Origin of the sequence: Butyrivibrio sp. FCS014 (genome assembly GCF_000526935.1) — a bacterium.
Taxonomy (GTDB): domain Bacteria; phylum Bacillota; class Clostridia; order Lachnospirales; family Lachnospiraceae; genus Butyrivibrio.
Genome location: NZ_JAHA01000003.1, coordinates 251,814 through 273,404 on the forward strand (window position 1 = coordinate 251,814; position 21,591 = coordinate 273,404).

Consider the following 21,591-nt stretch of genomic DNA (forward strand, 5'->3'; position numbering starts at 1 on the left):
CTTTAATGTACGAAAATCAACGCTTTGAGCAGGAAATATAAGTACAATTATATTTGTGCAAAACGTCCGTTTTTACTTGTTTTAAGAGTAGTTTTTTAGTAAAATGGTTATATGATTTTCTTGGGGAGCTGTAACAAATCTTATACAAAATTCCCAAATACATCCAAACTGGAGGACTAGATATGAACGTTTACACGACAGACAAGATCAGAAACGTAGTACTGTTGGGGCATGGCGGCGCAGGAAAGACCACTCTTGCGGAAGCAATGGCTTACCTTGCAGGCATCACATCCCGTATGGGAAAAGTTGAGGATGGCAACACTCTTAGCGATTTTGATAAGGAAGAGCAGAAGAGAGGTATTTCCATCAGCACATCAACTATTCCTCTTGAGTGGGACGGACATAAGATCAACCTGCTTGATACTCCCGGCTTCTTTGATTTTGTCGGTGAAGTAGAAGAGGCTATCAGCGTAGCTGATGCAGCTATCATTGTTGTTTCAGGTAAGGCAGGAATCGAAGTTGGAACTGAGAGAGCCTGGGACCTTTGCGAGAAGTACAAGATTCCCCGCATGTTCTTTGTTTCCGATATGGATATAGATGATGTTTCTTACAGACAGGTTGTTCAGGACCTTACAGACAAGTACGGCAAGAAGATGGCTCCTTTCAATCTCCCTATCCGTGAGAATGAGAAGTTTGTCGGATACGTAAATGTAATCCAGGAGAAGGGCTTCAGATGGGAAGGCAAGGAAGTTGTTGAGTGCCCTGTTCCCGAGTACAACGAAGCTAACCTTAAGCTCTTTAGAGATACTCTCATTGAGACCGTTGCCGAGACATCAGAGGAGTTCATGGACAGATACTTCAACGGCGATACATTCTCAGAGGCTGAGATCAGAGCAGCTGCCCGCAGCAACGTTTGTGACTGCTCAATCGTTCCCATTGAGATGGGATCATCCACACTGTGCCAGGGTATCTACACTCTGCTTGATGATATCGTTAAGTATATGCCCAGCCCCGAGAACCGCAAGATGGCCGGCATTAACACCAATACCAACGAAGTATTCGAGGCTGACTTCGACTTCAGTAAGCCCAAGACTGCTTTCGTATTCAAGACCATGATCGATCCCTTCATCGGTAAGTATTCACTTATCAAGGTTCGTTCAGGTGTCCTTAAGCCCGATGATCAGATGTACATCGCAAGCAAGGATCAGGATGTTAAGATCGGCAAGCTCTATGTTCTTCAGGGCAACAAGGCTACTGAAGTTCCCGAGCTCCATGCAGGTGATCTTGGTGCTCTTCAGAAGGTTGATATCGCAACAGGCGATACACTTTCAACCAAGGCTAATCCTATAACCTACGCTAAGATGGATATCTCCAAGCCTTACACATACATGAGATATCATGCACAGAATAAGGCCGATATCGATAAGATCGCTCAGTCACTGGCCAAGCTTTCAGCTGAGGACCAGACCCTTAAGGCAGTCAATGACGCTGAGAACCGTCAGACCCTTCTGTATGGTATGGGCGATATGCACCTTGAAGTTGTTCAGAGTAAGCTCAAGAACATCTATAAGGTTGACATCGACCTCACCAAGCCCAAGGTTGCTTTCAGAGAGACAATCCGTAAGAACTCTGATGTCGAGTACAAGTACAAGAAGCAGACCGGCGGACACGGACAGTACGGACACGTTAAGATGCGCTTCGAGCCTTCAGGCGATCCTTTAACACCTTATGTATTCGATCAGGAAGTTGTAGGCGGAGCAGTTCCCAAGAATTTCTTCCCTGCAGTTGAGAAGGGTATCAATGAGTCAGTTCAGAGAGGACCTCTGGCAGCTTACCCTGTAGTAGGCGTTAAGGCAACTCTTTACGACGGATCCTATCACCCTGTAGATTCTTCCGAGATGGCCTTCAAGGTTGCTGCATCAGGCGCCTTCAAGAAGGGCTTCATGGAAGCAGGCCCCGTTCTTCTTGAGCCCATCGTATCCCTTAAGGTTACCGTTCCCGATAACTTTACCGGCGACGTAATGGGTGACCTCAATAAGAGAAGAGGCCGTGTACTTGGAATGAATCCTTCCCTTACCGGCAAGCAGGTTATCGAGGCTGAGGTTCCTATGATGGAACTCTTCGGATACTGCACACAGCTTCGCTCCATGACAGGAGGAAGCGGCGATTTCGAGTATGAGTTCGCAAGATATGAGCAGGCTCCTTCAGATGTTCAGGCCAAGGAAGTTGCAGACAGAGCCGACAAGGTTGCTGCAGCAAACTCAGAAGAGTAATATTTATACGGTTTTTCAAACTCCCCCGGAACTTTTTCGGGGGAGTATTTTTATGTGCAAACATTGAAAATGCCGCAAAATTTATAGTGTTTTTATTATTAAATATACGTTTTTATGATAACATTATGATATGCGGGAAGGATTGATCACTTACTACAACTACATAGGAGAAGCGGCAAGCCTGCTTATAAGCTGCCTTCTCATGTTTGCCATGCTATATACAAGGCCTAAAAAGACCTATGTATACAGGTTTATTTTTGTTGGCACGATCTGGTCAATTGCAGCCAGCATACTGCAGATCATTATAATCATCATTGCCAACAGGCCTGAGCTTTTATACAACAACTGGTTGTTCCCGGTGCTTTTGATCACGTACCTTATGGTCTATAACGGGGTGCTTTACTACATTTTTTCCTATGTCAATATGATGTCCCTTGCCAGGCGCAAGCAGCGAAGAGAATTCCTGATCATGTATGCCGTCCTGTCAGCCATCTATTTCGGTGTACTTATCATTCGCATGGCTTCAGGGAGCCTTTATAAAGTTAATCTTGCATATATTGATATATTCGGAATGGTCAGATTCTACAGTATTGCCGGAATCATCTGTGCAGCTGTCTGTTTCTATGCAACGGTCACCAACAAGCGCAATATCTCCAGAGTAATCTGGCATACGGTATGTATCTTTGTACCCATTGAGATCATTGTACTTCTTATGCAGATATGGGCGGCTCGGTACTATCATGCGATATTTGTCGGGATGACTCATGCTTCAATTCTTCTTATAGCATTTCTCTTATTCCACAATATTCCTTACGATGAAGAATCCGGATGTGAGAGCCAGAATGCTCTTGATGAGTTCATTAAACAGGCTATAGGGAAAAGAGATTTCTATCTGGTATATACTGAGTTTAAAATTCCTTCGATTGAGAATTTCATTAGTGAAGATGATGTTCAGGAAGTCGGGATAAATGCATGCCGTTCCATAGAAGCCATCAGTGACAAGGTAAGGCTATTCAGAATGGCAGAAGATAAGTTTGTAAATGTGATAGACATTTCTGACAGGAAAACTGCTCTTGGCATTGCAAATCAGATCCGGGGAGTTTTTGACAGGGTAAAAACAGAGCTTAAGGTTCCCTTCAACTATGTCATTATTACCGGCAAGATCGATGAGGAATTGAGAGATCCTCTTAAGGTAAGACAGTTCTATGAATATCTTACCGGCAAATACGATGGCAAAAACAACAGCTATTTTTATGTGGCAGCTCCTGAGGATTACGAGGGATTTGCGGATATTTATGAGATCACCAAATCACTTAAGGATATCAGGAACAGAATGGATTATAACGATGAAAGAGTTCTTGTTTACGCACAGCCCATATACAGTGTGGACACAAAATCCTTCAGGGTTGCGGAAGCTCTTATGAGGCTTAAGATAGGTGATAAGATCTATTCTCCGGACAAGTTCATTCCCATTGCCGAGAGGAGCGGCTGCATACATGCCTTAAGCTGCATCATGCTGGATAAGATATGCAGAGTAGTGCAGGAATTGGAACAGTATTACGAGTTTGATGCGATCTCCGTTAACATTTCCTCCAAGGAGTTATCCAGCCTGGAAATGGATACTGATTTTCTGGATATAATCGATAAGTATGATTTTGATGTTTCCAAGATAAGGATGGAGATAACGGAGTCTGCCATGTTCGAGGACCACAGTGCCGCCGTTGATAACATGGCAATCCTTGACAGAGCCGGCATTCAGCTGTACCTGGATGATTTCGGTACCGGTTATTCCTCCTTTGAAAGGGTTATGGATTGTCCCGTTAAGACCATTAAGTTTGACAAAACACTGTTGTACAAATCCCTTGATGACGACAGAATGGATGACATCCTTTCCTATATGATAGAAGTTTTCAAGAAGAACGGATTTGTCACACTGGTTGAAGGTGTTGAGGACGCAGATCAGAACAAGTATTCCGTGGACAGAGGTTTTGATTATATTCAGGGTTACCATTACGCAAAGCCCGAACCTATCGAAGAACTGAAGAAATACTTTACAAGAAAGAGTAGTTTTTAAATTGATATGTAATTATCCCGGCCGGCTTTTCGATTAAGAAGAGCCGGCTGTGTTTTTGTACAAAGTCAGTAAATATGCCGCCTTGACACTTGCGGTATGATTGTATACAATTATGCAAGGAATACAATTTCGAAAAAATGTGAGGTTGGTCATGAGCGAGTCAAATACATTCCAAAATCGTCCGGTGACGATGAACGACAAGAATAATCTGCTTCAGATTGAAGAGCACATGTACATTCTTGACGATGTAGAAAAGCCGAACGTATTCAGAAACATGTTCCCCTACGAGGAAGTTCCAAAGATACCGTTTAATGACAGGATCGTTCCCCATAATATGCCCAAGGATATATGGATAACAGATACCACTTTTCGTGACGGACAGCAGTCCAGGGCACCTTATACCACCAAACAGATCGTTGATATCTACGATATGCTTCACAAGCTTGGCGGCCCCAACGGCATGATAAGACAGAGTGAGTTCTTTCTGTACAGCAAGAGCGACAGGGATGCCGTATATAAATGTATGGAGAGGGGCTATGAATTTCCGGAGGTAACAAGCTGGATAAGAGCAAGCGAAGAAGACTTTAAGCTGGTCAAGGAGATCGGAATGAAAGAGACCGGTATTCTTGTAAGCTGCTCCGACTATCACATTTTCCTTAAACTGAAGATGACAAGACGTCAGGCTCTTGAGCATTATCTTTCCATCGTTAGAGCATGTCTTGAAGAGGGCATCAGTCCGAGATGTCATCTTGAGGATATAACAAGAGCCGATATCTACGGCTTCGTAGTTCCCTTCTGTGTGGAACTTATGAAGCTCAAGGATGAATATAAGATACCTATCAAGGTCAGAGCCTGCGATACCATGGGATACGGAGTTAACTTCTCGGGTGCTGTTATCCCCAGAAGTGTGCAGGGTATTATCTATGCCATCAACACCAATGCCGGCGTTCCCAGTGAACTTATTGAGTGGCATGGTCACAACGACTTCTATAAGGCGGTCACCAACTCCACAACAGCCTGGCTGTACGGCTGCTGTTCAGTTAATACATCACTGTTCGGAATCGGTGAGAGAACGGGAAACACACCGCTTGAAGCCATGGTATTTGAGTATGCCCAGCTTAAGGGGCATCTCAACGGAATGGATACCAAGGTCATCACAGAGCTTGCTGAGTACTATGAGAAAGAGGTTGGCTTTACGGTACCTGCCAATACACCTTTTGTAGGCAAGAACTTTAACGTGACAAGAGCCGGAATCCACGCCGACGGACTTCTTAAGAACGAGGAGATCTATAACATCTTCGATACAGAGAAATTCCTGGGAAGACCTCCTGTAAGCGCCGTTTCAAACACCTCAGGCCTTGCGGGAATAGCCCATTGGATCAACATCCACTACAAACTCAAGGATGAGCATGCCCTTACCAAGCAGTCTCCTCTGGTAACCAGGATCAAAGAGTGGGTGGACGCAGAATATGCAGGCGGAAGAGTAACCGTCATGACTGATAACGAGCTTGTCCGTGAGATTGAGAAGGTTCAGGAAGAGCTTGGTATCCGTGTACAGGAAGGAGAGGTCATTACCGTAAAATGACCGCACATAATATGGAGAATCGAGATTTAAAGCAGGAAGTAACCGATAAATATTCCCTAAGAGGAAGGGTGTTCCACAGGATCCGTGAGGATATCTTAAACGGTAAATACAAGGATCACGAGGAACTTAAGGAGGTTGCCATCGGCCAGGAGCTGGGAGTATCCAGAACTCCCGTAAGAGAGGCATTCAGACAGCTTGAGCTGGAGGGACTTATTCAGATAATTCCCAACAGAGGAGCCTATGTCACCGGCATTAAAGTCAAAGACATAGAGGATATCTATATGATCAGATCCAAACTGGAAGGTCTTTGCGCCAGATGGGCCTGCGAGCACATCACCGAGGAGCAGCTCGAGGAGATGGAGGAGAACATCTATCTTGCCGAATTCCATGCCGCAAGAGGCCACATGGAGCAGATGGCAGAGCTGGATAACCGCTTCCACACCATCCTCTATGAGTCATGCAATTCCAAGATGCTTGAGCATCTTTTAAAGGACTACCATCAGTACGTATGGAGAGTAAGACAGAAGACTCTTTCCAGCAGCAGAGGAGCGGTTTCCAATGTTGAGCATAAGTACATCATGGAAGCCATCAAGGAGAAGAATCCCGACAAGGCCGAGGAACTGGCCAATCAGCACATGATCAATGCTTTTGAGAACATGGTGGACAACGGACTTCTTGAAATGTTTGATTAAAAGTATCCCTATATCATAAAATACAGAGAGGAATGACTTATGAGCAAGATTCAGATGACAACCCCCATTGTTGAGATGGACGGGGATGAGATGACAAGAGTACTGTGGCAGATGATCAAGGACAAGCTGATACTGCCTTATATTGACCTAAAGAGCGAGTACTATGACCTTGGCCTTAAGAAAAGAGATGAGACTGACGATCAGATAACCGTGGACAGTGCCAATGCCACCTTAAAATACGGGGTTGCCGTTAAGTGTGCCACCATTACTCCCAACAACGAGCGTGTTGAAGAGTACGGACTCAAGAAGATGTGGAAGAGCCCCAACGGCACCATCAGAGCTATCCTTGACGGAACAGTGTTCAGAACACCTATAATGGTAAAGGGAATAGAACCCAATGTAAGAACCTGGACAAGTCCCATAACACTTGCAAGACATGCCTATGGTGATGTATATAAGAACGTAGAGATCAGAGTTCCAGGCCCCGGTAAGGCAGAGCTTCTTTTTACCGGTGAGGACGGAACAGAAATAAGAAAGACCATCCATGAGTTTGATGAGCCCGGTATTATCCAGGGTGTACACAACAAGGATTCATCCATAAAGAGTTTTGCAAGAGCCTGCTTCAAGTATGCCCTTTCCGAGAAAAAAGAGCTGTGGCTTGGAACCAAGGATACCATCAGCAAGACCTATGACAGAAGGTTCAGAGAGATCTTTGATGAAGTCTTTGAGAACGAGTTCAAGGAGGAGTTTGAGAAGGCAGGGATCACCTACTTCTACACCCTTATTGATGATGCGGTAGCCAGAGTAATGAAGTCCAAAGGCGGCTTTATATGGGCCTGCAAAAATTATGATGGCGATGTTATGAGTGATATGGTATCATCAGCTTTTGGATCACTTGCCATGATGACTTCGGTTCTTGTTTCTCCTACAGGAGTATATGAGTACGAAGCCGCTCACGGTACAGTGCAGAGACACTATTACAAGTATCTGAAGGGAGAGCCTACATCCACCAATCCTGTGGCAACCATTTTTGCCTGGACAGGAGCCCTGAGGAAGAGGGGAGAACTGGATGGAATTCAGGGCCTTTGCGACTGGGCAGATAAAATGGAAAAGGCAACACTTTCCGTTATCGAATCCGGACGCATGACCGGTGACCTGGCTCTTATCACTTCACTTCCCAATCCCAGGAAGCTTGGAAGCGAAGAGTTTTTGGATGCGATCGCAGAAGAATTTGGAGCATGTTAAATGATTCTTTCGGTTCACGCAGTAACTAAAAGTTTTGATGGAAAGGACATCCTCAGGGATGCCTCTTTTCATGTGGAAAATAATGAAAAAGTAGCCATTGTGGGCATTAACGGAGCGGGGAAAACCACGCTCCTTAAGCTCATTATAGGGGAACTTACGGCTGATGACGGGGATATTACCTTCTCCAAGGATGTGACATGGGGATACCTTGCCCAGAATCAGAATATCGACAGCGGCAACACCATCTACGAAGAACTCAAAGAGGTCAAAAGAGATGTGATCGACCTGGAAGAGAACATCAGGGCCGCAGAAGAGGATATGAAGCACCTTGAAGGAGAGGCTCTTGAGCAGCTCCTTAACAGATATACCGCCATGAGCGAGGAGTTTAAGCACAAGGAAGGCTATGCCTGGAAGAGCCAGGTGCTGGGAGTTGCAAGGGGACTTGGTTTTGCAGATGAGGAGCTTGATAAGAGCATCGCTACTTTATCAGGCGGCCAGAAGACCCGTGTTGCCCTTGGCAAACTTCTTTTGCAGAATCCTGACCTCATCATCCTTGATGAGCCCACAAACCATCTGGACATGAGTGCCATCAGATGGCTTGAAAACTATCTTCTTAACTACAAGGGTGCGGTTATGATCGTATCCCACGACAGATATTTCCTTGATAAGATTGCAGATAAGGTTATCGAGGTTGAGAACTGCAGAGTATCTTCCTTTACCGGCAATTACAGTGCCTATGCCGTCAAGAAGGAACAGAAGCGTGCCATTGAGTGGAATGCCTATATTAAACAACAGGCAGAGATTAAACACCAGGAAGAGGTCATTGCCAAATTAAAGTCCTTTAACAGGGAGAAGTCCATAAAAAGAGCTGAGAGCCGCGAGAAGATGCTGGATAAGATTGAAGTCCTGGATAAGCCCATGGATGTCAATGACAGCATGAAGATCACTTTAAAGCCTATCTGTGAGAGCGGCAATGATGTCCTGACAGTAGAGGGCCTTGCAAAATCTTTCGGAAGTGAAAAGCTCTTTTCCGGTCTTGGCTTTGAGATCAAAAAGGGAGAGCATGTGGCCATTATCGGCGATAACGGAACAGGTAAGACAACACTCCTTAAGATAATAAACAGAGCCGAGAGAATGGACGAAGGCACCATTACGCTGGGGGCTAAGGTCCAGATAGGATATTACGATCAGGAACACCATGTGCTCCATGACGAGAAGACTCTTTTCCAGGAGATCTCCGATGCCTATCCGACACTTAACAATACCGAGATCCGCAACACCCTTGCGGCATTTCTCTTTACCGGAGAGGACGTGTTTAAGCGTATAGGCGATCTTTCGGGAGGAGAGAAGGGAAGAGTAAGTCTTGCTAAGCTCATGCTCTCTGACGCAAACTTCCTTATTCTCGATGAGCCTACAAACCATTTGGATATCACCAGCAAAGAGATACTGGAGAGTGCCATCGCAGGTTACGAGGGCACTGTTTTGTACGTAAGTCACGACCGTTACTTTATAAACAAAACTGCGACAAGGATACTGGACCTTACAGGCGGACAGCTTGTTAACTACATCGGCAACTATGACTACTACATGGAACATGTGGATGAGAGGATGAGAAGGCTCCTTGAAAGCGGTGATCTTGATGCCGCCGGAGGAAGGACCACAGGCACAGTGATAGGAAGCACTGTTTCTGCGCCATCTTCCGAGAAAAACTCCGACGGAGCTCTTGACTGGAAGGCTCAGAAAGAGGCCCAGGCCAAGAAGAGAAAGCAGGAAGCTGCCCTTAAGAAGTGCGAGGAAGAGATAGAGAGTCTTGAAGCGAGAGAGGCCAAGATCACGGAAGAACTCTCGGATCCCGCTGTGGGAACCGATCTTGGAAGACTACGAAAGCTCACTGATGAGCAGGATGAGATAACTGCAAGACTTACTGAGCTTTATGATCAGTGGGAGCTGCTTTCCGAGGAAGACTGAGCTGTCTTTAATAAATGTTGACCATTTCGGACTGTAAAGCTATAATATATTGGATTCGACTTGTAAATTCTGCGAGGATATTGCCTTGAACAGCTTATATATACCTTTTTTGTGGGAGCTTCTGTTTGTTCTTGCCACAATAGTCTTTCCCAAGGATACATTTTATCTGTTCTTAGTATTCTATCTGGGACTTCTGTACTATTTCTATTTTTTGTACAAACAGTTTTCGTTCCGCAAACTCTATAAGAATCTTGGAAGAATAGTGACCTTCTGGATACCGGTACTTCTTACCTTTATCGGTATGTATCTGGCTAACTATGTCAGGCTGCATGTTTTCCCTGAGATATTTGACATCACCAGGGACGGAACGGTTTCTATTATCTACCACAACGATCTTTTTCCTACACTGTTATATGCGCTGATGATGATTGTTCTTAAGCCTGTGGCGGAAGAGCTGTTTTTCAGAAAGGCTATGATCAAGTTCGGAAGCAAGAAGAAGGTGTTTGCCTTCACGCTCCTGAGCCTTATTTTGTGCGCCCTTTCAAGGGCTCACGGACTTCTTGGAATAGCTGAGTGGATGCTTATGGCTCTTCCTGTAACCATTGCTTATGTTGCCACCAGAAATATCTATATTTCCCTGATGGCTCATGTTCTTTTTGAATTCTTTGACAATATCTATTCAGTTGTGTATACTATCGTGAGGATATTCAATAGATAAACTTTTTTTAAAATCAGTTGATTTTTTTTATTTATTGTTGTATTTTTTCTATGTACACAAGTTTTTTTGTTATGTTCTTTAAACACACGCATTTTGATGCAGTCGTTTATTAATCCCAAGAGATGATAATTGCAAGACATAATAAGTTACACAGACCGGCGCCCGGAATGTTTGGCGCAGAATGGAGTTAATTTGAGAGAAAAGTATGAAACACTGAAACTTAACGACCTTAGAGACATTGCCAAAAAGCGCGGCATTAAGGGTGCTTCATCCATGAAGAAGGCAGAGATCATCGATCTTATGTGTGAACTGGATGAGAAGGAAGCCAAGGAAAAAGAGGCTGCAAAAGCCCCCGCCAAAGAGGCAAAAAAGAGCGAGAATGCAGAAGAAAAATCTGCTAAGCCCGCAGGAAGAAAAAAGAAGATCGTTGTAACCACAGGTAATGCAGCACCTGCACCTGCTCCTTCAGAGCCCAAGCAGGAGAAGGCTCCTTTAGAGGACAAAAAGACCGCACCGGTAGTCAAGGAAGAGGCTGAGGAAGAGGAGTTTGACGGTGACATCGCTTCCGGTATCCTTGAGATCATGCAGGATGGATACGGATTCATCAGATGCGAGAACTATCTTCCCGGAGAGAATGACGTTTACGTTGCTCCCAGCGTTATCAGAAGATTTAACTTAAAGACCGGAGATATTCTGAAAGGATATTCCAGAGCCAAGAAGGAAACCGATAAGTTTGCCGCACTTGCAAGGCTTGATTCCGTAAACGGCTACAAGCCCGAGATTGCTTCCGGAAGATGGGATTTTGAGAAGATGACTCCTGTATTCCCTGACAGCAAGATCGTTCTTGAACAGCCCGGATGCTCAGTTGCCATGAGAATCATGGATCTGATGTGCCCCATCGGTAAGGGACAGAGAGGAATGATCGTATCTCCTCCCAAGGCCGGTAAGACAACACTTCTTAAGGAAGTTGCCAAGTCAATCTTAAAGAACAGCAAGGATATTCATCTCATCATCCTTCTTATCGATGAGAGACCTGAGGAAGTAACTGATATCAAGGAATCCATTGAAGGACCCAATGCTGAAGTTATCTATTCAACCTTTGATGAGCTTCCCGAGCACCACAAGAGAGTTGCCGAGATGGTTATCGAGAGAGCCAAGAGACTGGTTGAACACGGCAAGGACGTTTGTATCCTTCTTGATTCCATCACAAGACTTACAAGAGCCTATAACCTGGTAGTTCCTCCTTCAGGAAGAACACTTTCCGGCGGTCTTGATCCTGCAGCTCTTCATATGCCCAAGAGATTCTTCGGTGCAGCCAGAAACATGAGAGAGGGCGGAAGCCTTACCATACTGGCAACAGCTCTTATTGAGACCGGTTCCAAGATGGACGACGTTATCTACGAGGAATTCAAGGGAACAGGTAATATGGAAATGGTTCTCGACAGAAAACTTCAGGAAAAGAGAATCTTCCCTGCCATCAATATTCCCAAGTCCAGCACCAGAAGAGAAGACCTGCTTCTTAATTCAGAGGAGCTTGCTGCAATTAACAGCTTAAGAAAGGGCTTTAACGGAATGAAGGCTGATGATGCCGTAGATCAGTGCATCAATCTCTTCTCCAAGACCCGCAACAATGTTGAATTTGTCCGCATGGTTGAGAAACAGATAAGATTCTGATACAAACCGAAAGGTAACAAAAAGGGACGGTGTAAGTGGTCCATATCCATGGACTGCTTACACCGTCCTTATAGTTTCTGTCCGTTTTATACATCCCTAAGGTCCAGGAGGTTCTCTATCTCTTTGGCCTGCTTGGCCATCTTTTCATCTCTTCGCTGCTCGCGAAGGGTTTTATCCGGTGAGGGTGAAGATGATGCTGTACTTCCGGCAGAAGGTGTAATAGTGATGGTGGTTGGTTTTGCCGGAATAAGATCCTTGGCGATATCTTCCTCCACTTCGAGGATCTGCTGTTCCTGTGAAATTTCGGGATTGAGCGTTGTCTCGGGAGCCTTGCCAAGCTCGGTATGGGCCTCCTTTTTCTTGGAGGAGAGAAGACCTATAAGATCCACATTGAGGTTTGAGATACTGCATCCCACAGCCTCCTTGCCCTGAATCTCAAATTTGCGGACAACCATGGTGGTTATTTCATAGTTGTGAAGGGTGGCTCCGTATCTGAACATAACATTGAGGGTATCACCTACCTTGAGTTTGGTACCCCGCTCTAAGATAAGAGAGATGCCTCTCATGGAAATATCATGAACCAGACAGTTTTTAAGATCCTGGTTGTTGCCGTTGATGGACATAAGACCAAGCTTCTCGATATAGAAACGCTCGGCTTTTCTGGTGTTCTCGGGCTCCAGCTTTGAAGAACTGCGGATGAGGTGGAAATTTCCGTAACGGGTCTTTACTGGGGTGATGGTGGTAGCCATGAACTTATAAACCCTGCCGTCTCTCTTGTTGCGAATCTCAACATTTGAAGGCTCAAGGAACTGCATGTACTTTCCAAAGTATTCCATTGGCTTAACGAGAAGTCCGGCTGATACACCAAAAATGGCCTCGGTCATAAGAACGATACCATGGTCATTGATAGAAGCGTGAATTTTAACTTCCGAGCCGTTAGAAATATCGTTGACATTCATAAGATTTATCCCCCGTTGCATGACTCTAAGTTTATGATATACTACAAAATAGAAAAAATCCAGATAATATCTGGAGGGAGAACAGCTATGATCAGTAAGAATCTAGAATTTGTTGAGGAGAACATATCAAAGGCCTGTAAGAAAGCCGGCAGGGACAGGTCTGAAGTGACACTTATAGCCGTAAGCAAGACTAAACCCGTAAGCGATATAAGACAGGCTATGGATTGCGGGATAAAGACTTTCGGAGAGAACAAGGTCCAGGAAATAAAAGACAAGACGCAGGAGATCACAGAGCCTCTTAACTGGCACATGATAGGACATCTCCAGGCCAACAAGGTCAAATACCTCCCGGGAAGAGTCTGCATGATTCATTCGGTGGATAACAGGAAACTGGCCGACGAGATAGAGAAGCAGTTTGCAAAGACGGACAGCGTAATAGATGTTCTTATAGAGGTTAACATGGCAGGTGAGGACAGCAAGTTTGGCCTTACACCTGAGGAGGCCCCGGGCTTTGTAAAAGAGATAAGCGTACTTCCTCATCTGAATATAAGGGGGCTTATGACCATTGCGCCCTATACCGAAGATCCGGAGAGCAACAGGGTCTTTTTCCGGGGGCTTAGGAAGTTGAAAGATAAGATAAATGAAATGGGAATTCCCGGTGTTAACATGGATACGCTTTCCATGGGAATGACGGGAGATTATCAGGTGGCTATTGAAGAGGGAGCGACTTTTGTAAGAGTCGGGACCGGTATTTTCGGAGAGAGGGATTATTCCAAAGCGCAATAGTTCCAAAATCTTAAATAAATATAAACGAATTTACACTAAAAAAGCCAGATAGTATAATAAATTTATACTGTTTGGCTTATCTGTTTTTTTTCGCGGGAAGGGGATTCATGTTAAAAACAGTACCCTTATCTAAAAACTTATCCTTGGATCAGCTTAATCATCTGATCGACACAGGTCACGTGTTTGTAACTCCCTTTGGGCTTAACCGGACCTGTTATATTGTGGTGAACCATAAGCCTTTTATGGTCATTGCCACCGATGTGTCCATCAGAGGAGTACAGCTGTCCGGGTCATGGTATACCTGGGAAGAAGTAGAAGCCATGGGCGGTGTTTATGATTCTGAATTTGAAGCTCTTAAGGCAATTGCCGGAGGGGCATGACATATTTTTTGGAGGTCTTTATTTTGGGTTATGCTTTTTATTATATTGAGGCTCATATAGCCTGTATCTGTCTTCTGTGCATCATCTTATTGAAGATCAGAAAGAGTATAAACAAGGAATTGTCCCTTGTTTGTCTCGGCAACCTCGTGGTGATCCTGGCACTTTACTTTGTGGCCGAAATATTCTGGGCACTGGTAGACAGCAATACCATAGAATCCACCAGGTCGATGTTATATCTTTCCAACATATTCACCTATATTTTCATAACTCTTGCAGCGTACTATTGGTTTGTGGTATCTGAGGCGATCCAGCGGGATAAGTATATTGAGAATCCCACAACCAGGCGCCTTATCGGTATTCCTGTGCTTGTTTCGGCGATCCTGTGCATCACCGCTTTCAGGACAGGGCTTGTTTTTTACGTTGATGAGAACAATGTTCTTAACGGCGGAAGATTCTATGCAATACTTGTTATTGTGCCCTTCGGATACCTTCTGGCTGCGTCTGCCAAAGCCTTTCAAAGGTATCTTAACAAAGACAGGTACGCCGACAGGGGTATCTATTTCATGATCGGCATTTTCCCAATTGCTCCCATAGTTCTTGGTGTTTTGCAGGCTATATTCTGGAGAATTCCGTTCCTGTGCTACGGCGCGACAGCAGCTGTGCTTTATGTGTACATGACATATATGGAGAACCTTGTTTCCATCGATCCTCTGACACAGACCAATAACAGGAACCAGATGTACAAGTACCTGATCACCAAGATGAAACATGAGGAACCGGGCATGTCTCTTTTCCTTATCATGGTGGATGTTAACAGCCTTAGAGTTATCAATGACACTTATGGCCACGCTGAAGGCGACAGAGCGCTTAACAGAGTCTCAAATGCCATCAAGGAAGCCTGCCAGGGAACCCGCAGCAGGATGTTCGTATCAAGATACGGCGGGGACGAATTTGTTATTGTGGCTGAGATGGGATACAGAGCAGAAGCGGCCTGGCTGGTTGATCAGATTAGGACAAATTTGAAAAGAGCTACCGAGGTTGACGGAGCTTCTTATGACATCACGGTAAGCGTCGGAATTTCCCAGTATGATTATCAGGCACCTGTTTCGATACAGGCCTTTATAGCAAGAGCGGATTCGGATCTTTATCAGAACAAAAAACTCAATGTCGGTTAAAACATTGAGTTAATGGCGCTGATCAGAAGACCAGCCAGTATAAATGCAGCCAGAATGGCTATCGCATATATAAATTTCATCCTTGCCATGCCGTTCCTCCTTTGGTTACGGGCTCTAAACTGTGATATACTATAGTATATCCGTATTTTTTCAATTAGCAAGCGGAGCAGTATCAGGGGGATAAGTGTATGCAGATATATGTGTCCGGTAATGTTGCAAGAAGCGGTGATGGCTCAGCAGAGCATCCTTTCAGGACTATTCAGGAAGCGGCCGATTTGGCAAAAGCCGGTGATACCGTCTTTGTAGGCCCCGGAGTCTACAGAGAGTGGGTAAAGCCTGTTAATTCAGGGACTGAGAAGGACAGGATTACCTTCATCAGCACCGAGAAGGGCGAGGCTGTGATCACAGGCGCAGAGCGCCTTGGTATGTGGGAAGCCTTCGAAAATGTATGGCGCGTCCGCATTCCGGGAAGTTTTTTCGGAAGTTACAATCCTTATGTAGATACAGTTCACGGAGACTGGTTTTCTTCCAAGTCTCCCAATCCCCATACAGGAGAAATCTATCTGGACGGCAAGTCAATGTACGAGGTCTTTGACCTCTCTCTTTGCATGCATCCGCAAAAGGACAAAAGGTCCTGGGATCCGGATTTTTCCTCTTATGTCTGGTATACAGCCCAGGAAGAGGGCAATACCATCATCTATGCAAATTTCCAGGGCAAAAACCCCAATGAGGAAAATGTGGAACTTTCCGTGAGAAAGGCATGTTTTATGCCTGAGAAAACCGGGGTTGATTATATTACTCTTTGCGGCTTTACCATCAGATGTGCCGCAACCCAGTGGGCTCCTCCCACAGCATATCAGGAGGGAATGGTAGGTCCTAACTGGGCAAAGGGATGGATAATAGAAGACTGTAACATCTATGAGTCCAAGTGCTGCGGAATATCCCTTGGCAAGTACTACCAGAAGGGGAGCAATAATAAGTGGACCACAGGATGGGTAAAGATAGGCTCCCAGACCGAGAGAGACTGCGTATGCCAGGCTGTGAACGAGGGTTGGGACAAAGAGACAATAGGCTCCCACATTGTACGCCGCTGTGATATCCATGATTGCGGCCAGACAGGTATCGTGGGCCACATGGGATGTGCCTTTTCCCTTATTGAGGATAACCATATCCATCATATTAACAACAAGCATAATCTTACCGGCGCTGAGATTGGCGGCATTAAGTTCCATGCCGCCATCGATACCATCATAAGGCGCAATCACATAGATCACTGCACAAGAGGAATCTGGCTGGACTGGCAGGCACAAGGGACAAGAGTTACCCAGAACTTTATGCATGACAATGTGCCTCCGGAAGGGACCATCATAGATGACGGCCTGGCTTTGGGAGAGGACATTTTTATTGAGGTATCCCACGGCCCGACTCTTATCGACCACAACCTGCTTCTTTCGGATATCTCCGCAAGGATCAGCACCCAGGGCATTGCCTTTGTGCACAATCTTATTCACGGCTCTTTTACCTACGTGGGAAGGGGCACGGATGACGGAAGCAAGAAAATCCCCACCAGCAGGTTCACACCATATCATGTTCCTCATTCAACGAAGATTGCCGGATTCATGACCATACAGCACGGAGATGCCAGATTCTACAACAACATCTTCGTTCAAAAGCCGGTCAGACAGGACCTTTTGGATTACTGTGTATCCCAGGGCACGGATACACTGCAGCTGAACAACTTTATCTGCGGAACCTGTGTCTATTCAGGGTATCCCACAGCGGCAGAGTATTTTGCCGCTTTTAATAAAGAGAATTGCTACAAGTACGGATCAAGCGATCTATACTACGATCATATGCCGGTCTATACCGGAGGTAATGCCTTCTTTAACGGGGCAAGACCCTGCGAGAGCGAAGTTGCGGCCCATATGGATAAGACCCACAAGATCAGTATTTACGTGGATTTTGAGGATGGAAGATATACTCTTCACACAAACCTTTACGAGTATCTTCCAAGGGATTATACCATTCCCGTTAATTCCGATGTGCTCGGGGCAGCCTTTGAACCGGAGCAGAGATTTGAAAATCCTGATGGCAGTGCCATAATGTTTGATGTGGACTATTTCGGAAGACGCCGGGGCAGATATCCTGTGGCAGGACCTTTCGAGGAGTGCGATACGGACAGGTTCACCGTCCAGTCAGAGGGCTTTGGCTCCTACAAGCTTGGGCACAGGGAAAAGGGCAGGATAACCGAGAAAGCCGACATCCCGCCCAAGGATCCCGAGGATCCGAACTTCATCCTCAAGGAATTTGAACAGGCCATGGAGGAAGAGGCCGCAAGGCAGGAAGAAGCTCATGAGGAAAAAGAGGATGTGCCTGAGCCGGAGGATATCGTGGCAAAGGTTAATGCCAATATTCTTCTAACAGGCTGTGATGCTGTCGGTATATCTTTTCCCTTTGAAGGAAGCCTTTTCAGGGTGAGGGATATGTACGTCAAGGGCAATGAAGTTTGGCTTTACGACGGTGTCAATGACAAGCTGGTGGAGCTGGACTGCGAGTACGGAATATACCATTCCCTGAAGAAGTGGTCCGTTGGAGCCATGCAGTCACTGGACGTCTCCGATGATCCGAACTGCGAGGGCTTTGTGCGCACAGCAGGAACCCTTCTTTGCATCTTAAGCAAGAGCATGACTCAGGATCCCGCCGACACCTGTCAGGCTATTCAGGACAAGGTAAACTCAGGAATAGAACCCAAGGGCATCAAGATGAGATTTACACCAAGATACCTTAAGTTCATCAGAAACAAGAAGTTCATCTCTCTTGAAGATGTGGTATTCCGCATGAGCAGGGGCAGTATGGACATAGTCACGGAGCGGCTTGAAAAGCTCTGATAAATATTTAATGACAAGGATTATATGTAATGGCAACTAATAAAAAAGCAAACTGGTATGAGTTGGATAATGCGGCGAAAATAGTCCCTTCCACGGCACGGGGAGCCAATACCAGAGTATTCAGGCTGTGCTGCGAACTCAAGGAGGAGGTAGACTGTCAGATCCTTCAGGAGGCACTGGACCACACCATCGAGGAATTCCCTTTCTTCAACTGTGTGCTCCACAGAGGCATGTTCTGGTACTATCTGGAGGACAGCAATCTTTGGCCTGTTGTGGAAGAGGAGAATACTCCCGCCTGCCTTCCTCTCTATATTCCCGGGAAAAAGAATCTGCTGTACCGGGTAAACTATTTTGGCAGAAGGATAAATCTGGAGATGTTCCACGTGCTGGCAGACGGCACCGGTGCCTTTATGTTCTTTAAGAGCATCATCATAAGATACCTTCAGATCAAGCACAATTTAAGCGAAGATATAAAGCCCATAGATGAGTTCTCGGTAGAGGAGAAGAACGTCGATGCCTTCAGCGACAATTACAGCAGGCAAAGGGGACTTAAACAGCTCAATGAAATGAAGGCCGTAAGGGCTTATCAGGTTACGGGAGAAGTGGATGACAACCTCCTTCCCCATCTTCTTGAGGCAACGGTTTCAAGCCAGAAGTTCCTGGATCTTGCTCACGAATATGACACCACGGTGGGAGTGCTGTGCGTTTCGCTTTATATAAAGGCTGTTATCCAGGGGATGAACCGGGGGCAGAGAAAACGCCACATCGTTGTGTCTGTTCCTGTAAACCTCAGGCAGTTCTTTTCCAGCGGAACCGCAAGGAATTTCTTCGGTGTCATCAACATCGACTATGACCCGGAGGATTATAACGGAGACTTAAAGAGCATTATAGAGCCGGTTGATATGGACTTTAAGGACAAGCTGGCTGAGGATAATATCGAGAAGACCATGAATTCCTACTCGGCACTGGAACACAACATTGCTATTAAGATGGTTCCGCTGCCAATTAAGGATTTTGTCATCGGAAGATTTGACAGAGCAGCAAAGCGTGGAGTTACGACTTCAATGTCAAACCTTGGCAGAATCAAAATGCCTGCCGAAGTTGAAGAGTATATCGACAGATTCAGCGCGTTTATGACCGCCTCCTCCCAGCAGGTGTGCGTATGCTCCTTCAAGGATAAGATGACTTTCGGTGAGGTATCGCCCTATAAGACCCACAAGACCATGCTCAACTTTATAAGATGCCTTACAGAGGCCGGTATAGAGGTTGAGCTTGGAACAAATGATTATGATATAGAGGTTCACAAAGATGCAGATCTGTCCAAAGTGCAAAGTAAAAATAAGAGGAAATAAAGTGTGCTGTCCCCTTTGTCAGGGCAAGCTCAAAGAGACTGAAGGGGATGTCGGTGTCTCTTTTCCCATAATAAAGAAAAAGCCCATCAGTAACATAACTTTCCTGAAGGTATGTACCTTTATCCTGGTGGCATCGGAGATCGTATTCATGGCTCTTAATATCATGACCCACGGTGAGCACTCCTTTATAGGACCTGTTATGCTGGGACTTTTGGTGGCATGGATAACTGTTATCACAACCATGTACATGAGGAACAACATTATCAAAGTAATCACCTGGGAAGTAGTGGTGGCCATCGTGGTGGATATTTATATTGACCTTCATACGGGATTCCACGGATGGAGCGTAGAGTGGATGGTGCCTTCAACTCTGGTGGCGCTGGCTATAGCCACCATTATCATAGCGGCTGCGCTTAAGCTAAGGCTGGATGAATATATTCTCTACATCGTGTTTGATCTTGCGATGGCTCTTTTGCAGATAATATTCATAAAGAACGGAATGAATCAGTTTCCGTGGCCTGCGGCAGTGAGTATAGTTGCTTATCTTATCCTGGTTTCAGCCATGGTGATCTTCAGATTCCGCGACTTAAGAAACGCATCCGAGAAAATGTTTAACATGTGAAAAGACTTTCAATATGAACAGAAAAAACAGACTTAACAGAAAGAATTTAAAGAGCGGTATCGTGTTCGCCTCCAAGGCCGGAGACTATGTGGAAAATCGCATAGGAAAGGCTATCGAGAACTCGAGATTCAAGGCTGACGACCTTCCCGAGAAACCCGAAGAGATGACCTGGTACAGAGTTCCTCTTGAAAAGGGGCTCTCCGGTGACGGGTCTGAATATTATATATATGTGAAACTGGCTGATCCGAAGAAGCTGTGCATCTTTTTCTCGGGGGGAGGAGTAGCGTGGAATGAATACACTGCGGCCCGCCCCGTGACCGGAGGCAAGGTGGCTTCGAAGCAGCCTAATTTTTATTGGAATAACCTAAGGCCCTTTACCCAGATCATGAACATCAATGTGGGTATCACCGACATTATAAGCGACAAGAATCCATTCAAGGACTGGAGCTTTGTGGTGATCACCTATGCCACGGGAGATTTTCATGTGGGCAATAACGACTATCCCTTCAAGACAGAAGATGGAGGGGAAGATGTTCTGCATTTTCACGGGTATGTGAATTTCTTGGAGAGCATGAAGGTGTCGAAGGCTCTTTTCCCAAATCCCGACACACTGCTGATTGCGGGAAATTCGGCAGGAGCCTTTGCTGTGCCGGCTCTTGCCGGGGAGATAGCAGATGACTATTATCCGAAGACAAGGAACATTACGCTCTTTTCCGACAGCGGTCAACTCTTGTACAAGAACTGGAGAAAGACAGCGAAACACATTTGGATGGCCAAGGAGAGCATCTGGAAGCCGATACATACGGACAATATAACCTACGACTGGTATAAGGACCTGTACGAAAAGCACGGAGAGAAATTCAGGTATCTGTATTCAAGTTCGGTAAGGGATTATCTTTTGAGTGCGTATTACAATGATATTGTAAACAGGAAATACGAGACGGATGCGGATGTCCGGGAAGAATACTATCAGCAGCTGAAGGTCATGATAGACCAGTTAAAAGAGCTGACGCCGCACTTTGGAATGTTTATGAATGAGTGGAAGCTGCCCATAATCACCATGGGAGGAACTGTCCACACCAGTGTCAGAGAGCCACATTTTACATTGTTTACTCAAAATGGGATATCAATGGCGGAATGGCTCAGAGACGCTGTTGAAGGTAAGGTCTATGATGTGGGTATGGAGCTGATAAGATAATA

Annotated in this window: 16 protein-coding genes; 15 read left to right on the forward strand and 1 reads right to left on the reverse strand. The window is 45.5% G+C overall.

Translation table 11 applies throughout. The annotated features are described in order from the left end of the window. The first annotated feature begins 182 nt into the window (after positions 1 to 182). From T456_RS0101495 to rho, 8 genes are all read left to right on the forward strand, one after another. Positions 183 to 2,273, forward strand: a complete 2,091-nt coding sequence (locus T456_RS0101495; protein ID WP_024864585.1) for an elongation factor G — start codon at positions 183 to 185, stop codon at positions 2,271 to 2,273. A 130-nt stretch (positions 2,274 to 2,403) separates the two neighbouring features. Beyond that, complete coding sequence (locus T456_RS0101500; RefSeq protein WP_081748954.1) at positions 2,404 to 4,347, forward strand: EAL domain-containing protein; 1,944 nt, start codon at positions 2,404 to 2,406, stop codon at positions 4,345 to 4,347. 151 nt (positions 4,348 to 4,498) lie between these two features. Further along, entirely contained in the window at positions 4,499 to 5,932 is a 1,434-nt protein-coding gene (locus T456_RS0101505; protein ID WP_024864587.1) for a 2-isopropylmalate synthase, read from the forward strand. After that, positions 5,929 to 6,624 carry a GntR family transcriptional regulator gene (locus T456_RS0101510; RefSeq protein ID WP_242835834.1) on the forward strand — a complete coding sequence of 232 codons (696 nt, stop codon included), beginning with the start codon at positions 5,929 to 5,931 and terminating at the stop codon, positions 6,622 to 6,624. Before T456_RS0101505 ends, T456_RS0101510 begins: the two co-directional genes overlap by 4 nt. Before the next feature lie 39 nt (positions 6,625 to 6,663). Beyond that, complete coding sequence (locus T456_RS0101515) at positions 6,664 to 7,869, forward strand: NADP-dependent isocitrate dehydrogenase (RefSeq protein ID WP_024864589.1); 1,206 nt, start codon at positions 6,664 to 6,666, stop codon at positions 7,867 to 7,869. After that, positions 7,870 to 9,837, forward strand: coding sequence for an ABC-F family ATP-binding cassette domain-containing protein (locus T456_RS0101520; protein WP_024864590.1), 1,968 nt, complete (start codon positions 7,870 to 7,872; stop codon positions 9,835 to 9,837). Positions 9,838 to 9,922: 85 nt separating this feature from the next. Beyond that, positions 9,923 to 10,555, forward strand: a complete 633-nt coding sequence (locus T456_RS0101525) for a CPBP family glutamic-type intramembrane protease (RefSeq protein ID WP_024864591.1) — start codon at positions 9,923 to 9,925, stop codon at positions 10,553 to 10,555. 192 nt (positions 10,556 to 10,747) lie between these two features. Further along, complete coding sequence (gene rho, locus T456_RS0101530; protein ID WP_024864592.1) at positions 10,748 to 12,229, forward strand: transcription termination factor Rho; 1,482 nt, start codon at positions 10,748 to 10,750, stop codon at positions 12,227 to 12,229. Between the two features lie 86 nt (positions 12,230 to 12,315). On the opposite strand, the gene T456_RS0101535 is transcribed toward rho, so the two are convergent. Beyond that, positions 12,316 to 13,188, reverse strand: a complete 873-nt coding sequence (locus T456_RS0101535; protein ID WP_024864593.1) for a PilZ domain-containing protein — start codon at positions 13,186 to 13,188, stop codon at positions 12,316 to 12,318. Positions 13,189 to 13,275: 87 nt separating this feature from the next. Here T456_RS0101535 and T456_RS0101540 point away from each other — a divergent pair, with 87 nt between their 5' ends. From T456_RS0101540 to T456_RS0101575, 7 genes are all read left to right on the forward strand, one after another. Further along, positions 13,276 to 13,974 (forward strand): YggS family pyridoxal phosphate-dependent enzyme, encoded by a 699-nt coding sequence (locus T456_RS0101540; RefSeq protein ID WP_024864594.1) that lies wholly within the window; start codon positions 13,276 to 13,278, stop codon positions 13,972 to 13,974. A 107-nt stretch (positions 13,975 to 14,081) separates the two neighbouring features. Then, positions 14,082 to 14,354: a hypothetical protein gene (locus tag T456_RS0101545; protein ID WP_024864595.1), complete on the forward strand. Its 273-nt coding sequence runs from the start codon at positions 14,082 to 14,084 to the stop codon at positions 14,352 to 14,354. 23 nt (positions 14,355 to 14,377) lie between these two features. Further along, on the forward strand, positions 14,378 to 15,529 hold the full coding sequence (locus T456_RS20910) for a GGDEF domain-containing protein (protein ID WP_197026844.1): 1,152 nt from the start codon (positions 14,378 to 14,380) through the stop codon (positions 15,527 to 15,529). A 188-nt stretch (positions 15,530 to 15,717) separates the two neighbouring features. Next, positions 15,718 to 18,417, forward strand: a complete 2,700-nt coding sequence (locus T456_RS18910) for a right-handed parallel beta-helix repeat-containing protein (RefSeq protein ID WP_024864597.1) — start codon at positions 15,718 to 15,720, stop codon at positions 18,415 to 18,417. 29 nt (positions 18,418 to 18,446) lie between these two features. Beyond that, complete coding sequence (locus T456_RS0101565) at positions 18,447 to 19,769, forward strand: hypothetical protein (RefSeq protein WP_024864598.1); 1,323 nt, start codon at positions 18,447 to 18,449, stop codon at positions 19,767 to 19,769. A gap of 1 nt (position 19,770) precedes the next feature. Beyond that, positions 19,771 to 20,391, forward strand: a complete 621-nt coding sequence (locus T456_RS0101570; protein WP_035800943.1) for a DUF6320 domain-containing protein — start codon at positions 19,771 to 19,773, stop codon at positions 20,389 to 20,391. Positions 20,392 to 20,404: 13 nt separating this feature from the next. Continuing rightward, positions 20,405 to 21,589 (forward strand): pectin acetylesterase-family hydrolase, encoded by a 1,185-nt coding sequence (locus T456_RS0101575; RefSeq protein ID WP_024864600.1) that lies wholly within the window; start codon positions 20,405 to 20,407, stop codon positions 21,587 to 21,589. Positions 21,590 to 21,591 lie beyond the last annotated feature (2 nt).

Bases quoted from the DNA above. Each gene is read 5' to 3' on its own strand.
- T456_RS0101495 (WP_024864585.1), top strand. From the start codon at position 183: ATGAACGTTTACACGACAGACAAGATCAGAAACGTAGTACTGTTGGGG.
- T456_RS0101500 (WP_081748954.1), top strand. From the start codon at position 2,404: ATGCGGGAAGGATTGATCACTTACTACAACTACATAGGAGAAGCGGCA.
- T456_RS0101505 (WP_024864587.1), top strand. From the start codon at position 4,499: ATGAGCGAGTCAAATACATTCCAAAATCGTCCGGTGACGATGAACGAC.
- T456_RS0101510 (WP_242835834.1), top strand. From the start codon at position 5,929: ATGACCGCACATAATATGGAGAATCGAGATTTAAAGCAGGAAGTAACC.
- T456_RS0101515 (WP_024864589.1), top strand. From the start codon at position 6,664: ATGAGCAAGATTCAGATGACAACCCCCATTGTTGAGATGGACGGGGAT.
- T456_RS0101520 (WP_024864590.1), top strand. From the start codon at position 7,870: ATGATTCTTTCGGTTCACGCAGTAACTAAAAGTTTTGATGGAAAGGAC.
- T456_RS0101535 (WP_024864593.1), bottom strand. From the start codon at position 13,188: ATGAATGTCAACGATATTTCTAACGGCTCGGAAGTTAAAATTCACGCT.
- T456_RS0101540 (WP_024864594.1), top strand. From the start codon at position 13,276: ATGATCAGTAAGAATCTAGAATTTGTTGAGGAGAACATATCAAAGGCC.
- T456_RS0101545 (WP_024864595.1), top strand. From the start codon at position 14,082: ATGTTAAAAACAGTACCCTTATCTAAAAACTTATCCTTGGATCAGCTT.
- T456_RS18910 (WP_024864597.1), top strand. From the start codon at position 15,718: ATGCAGATATATGTGTCCGGTAATGTTGCAAGAAGCGGTGATGGCTCA.
- T456_RS0101565 (WP_024864598.1), top strand. From the start codon at position 18,447: ATGGCAACTAATAAAAAAGCAAACTGGTATGAGTTGGATAATGCGGCG.
- T456_RS0101575 (WP_024864600.1), top strand. From the start codon at position 20,405: ATGAACAGAAAAAACAGACTTAACAGAAAGAATTTAAAGAGCGGTATC.